This window comes from Nostoc sp. UIC 10630 (assembly GCF_010747425.1).
In the GTDB taxonomy this organism is placed as follows: Bacteria; Cyanobacteriota; Cyanobacteriia; order Cyanobacteriales; family Nostocaceae; genus Nostoc.
Genome location: NZ_JAAGOG010000395.1, coordinates 1 through 2,489, shown reverse-complemented (window position 1 = coordinate 2,489; position 2,489 = coordinate 1). Strand labels below are relative to the sequence as shown.

Sequence of the window (2,489 nt, the reverse complement as noted above, 5' to 3'; positions counted from 1 at the left end):
TTAATAAATCCTCAACATTTAAAAAACTGGTTTACTAATTGCTGTTACTGTACCTCATAACATCGGAAACTGCTGTATAATAATACGTAGGCGTAGCCAGCCGTAGGCATCGCTGTTGAAGAATTCGTAGCAATCTTGTCGCTCACCAGTATCTATATTCCTTCTGGGATAAATCACCACTCCTCGCCAAGAATTTTGAGATTTCTTTTGCCGCAAATAGAGAAATACTTCCGAAACTAGGCGCAAATAAATATCTGAGTCTGCTTGAAATTGAACTTCAACGAAATAAAGCGGATTTTCTTCGTCTTGAGTGGGAAGAAATACACCATCTATTCTAAAGGCAGTTTGTTTGATTTCAACTGAAGAAAATTGATAGGTATTGGCAGTTTCAGGAAGATCGCCAATCAGTTCAAAGAAGATACTGGGAAATTCTTGAAATAAACGATAAAAGATGCTGTCAGTTTTCACTCTGGATGTTATAGCACAGTTTTGAAATTTAGCAATTTTATAATGTGCTGCTCTCTAATTGCATAAATTATCCCAGATGGAAAACTAATTATTCGGCAATACGCTTGGGTTAAAAGTTATTGGTGTAGATAATTGGTCTTTGAAGACGCGATTTATCGCGTCTCTACATGAGGATTTTGTTGTATTGAACTATTCGGTAGCTTCTTGTATTTTTTAATGACAAATATCTGGAATTAGCTTGTAGTTGCGCTTTCGTGAAGATAGCATAATTAAAAACCATAATAATTTATTCATACCAACTTACTTAAGACTGAATTTCGTTCATGAAGTCGATCACTTTTTGGTGAAATATTGTGTTTTGATGCTTTAAAGCAATTTGGGCTGACTTTTGGAGATCAGCGATCGCTTCCTCTCGATTTCCTAGGCGATAGCAAGCCAAACCCCTTGCGTAGAAAGCAAATTCATCCTCAGAATATATTTCACCTCCACCCACTGCTTCAATGTGCTTTGCTTCATTAAAATCTGCAAATGCACCTTGCTCATCTCCTAACTCATAACACGCATTACCCCGCACATAGTAAGCAGCTATTAAATTGGGATCTACATAAAGAGCCTTAGTTAAATGCTTAATGGCTTGGCTATTAATACCCTGAGAATATTGCAGAATACCCAAATTGTAGTAAGAAATAGCAGAACGTTCCATACTAGCTATCAGACTGAAGTCTTCTAGCGCACCTTGATAGTTACCAGAGTAAAAACAAGCTGCACCTCGCCCAAAATAGGCTCGTACATATTGCGGATCTAATTGAATTGCATGATGACAATCTTCAATTGCACTTTGATTATCACCTATTGCTGCACGAGCAACACCACGTTCAGCATAAGCCTGAGCATATTGAGGACTCAGCCGGATTGTTTCATTAAAGTCTTCAATTGCATTTTGATAATCCTTTGTCAGTGAACGAGCCACACCACGACTTAGATATGATGTCAAATCCTCTGAATTTTGTAAAATTGCCTGAGTATAATTTTCAATGGCTCCTTGATAGTCGCCTGAATTATAAAGTATATAACCAAGGCTAGAGTATCCAAAAGCAAACATTAAATTGAGCATTGGTTTATAAAAGCTTATGACACTAGTATTATTCCCAAGTCAATGAATTGAACATTACAACCTTTGCTCTGTTATTTTGCGACTGCACACAATTTGCCACAAACTATGGAAATTTCCGATCGCGCACTTCCAGCGCATAATCTTGTACAGCTTTGGTAATCGTCTCTCGCAAATTGGTGTAAACCTTGGCGAATGGTGGATGCTTCTGGGCCAGTCCGATTACATCTGAGGTAACTAAAACTTGTCCATCGCAGTGAGTTCCTGCACCAATACCAATTGTCGGAATACTCAATTTTTGTGTAATCTGCATTGCCAAATCTGCGGGGATATGCTCTAAAACTATAGAAAATACACCTGCTTGTTCGAGAGCGATCGCTTCTTGTAAAATCCTCTCACTCGCTTCTTGGGTTTTCCCTTGTTGTCGCAAACCGAGTTGATGTACAGATTGCGGTGTCAAACCGACATGACCCATTACCGGAATTCCAGCTTCTACCAAACGAGCGATAGTTTCTGCGATCGCTGGATAACCACCTTCCAATTTTACCGCTTGAGCGCCCGTTTCCTTCAGTACCCGCCCAGCAGAGTGCATCGCTTGCTGGAGACTTTCTTGATACGTCAAAAATGGTAAATCTACAACTACTAATGCACGTTTAACCCCACGACGCACAGATTTGGCGTGGTATATCATCTCATCCAAAGTTATTGGCAGTGTTGTTTCATACCCTAGAACTACTGCCATAGAGTCACCTACAAGGATTAAGTCTACACCAGCTGCATCGATGAGTTGAGCGATCGCATAATCCCAGGCGGTCAACGCGACAATTGAACGTCCCTGTTGTTTCCATTGAATTAATTGCTGGGTAGTGATTGCCATTTTTCTAGGTGGAGAGTAGGGGGTGGAGAGTAG

General features: G+C 39.9%; 2 protein-coding genes and 1 pseudogene. All 3 read right to left on the bottom strand.

From position 1 onward, the window contains the following. Positions 1-111: 111 nt before the first annotated feature. Positions 112-468: pseudogene (locus G1O98_RS37830) on the bottom strand (Rpn family recombination-promoting nuclease/putative transposase); the annotation flags it as partial. A gap of 304 nt (positions 469-772) precedes the next feature. Beyond that, complete coding sequence (locus tag G1O98_RS37825; RefSeq protein ID WP_163939535.1) at positions 773-1,582, bottom strand: tetratricopeptide repeat protein; 810 nt, start codon at positions 1,580-1,582, stop codon at positions 773-775. Between the two features lie 103 nt (positions 1,583-1,685). After that, positions 1,686-2,456, bottom strand: a complete 771-nt coding sequence (gene panB / locus G1O98_RS37820) for a 3-methyl-2-oxobutanoate hydroxymethyltransferase (protein WP_163939532.1) — start codon at positions 2,454-2,456, stop codon at positions 1,686-1,688. Positions 2,457-2,489: the final 33 nt, after the last annotated feature.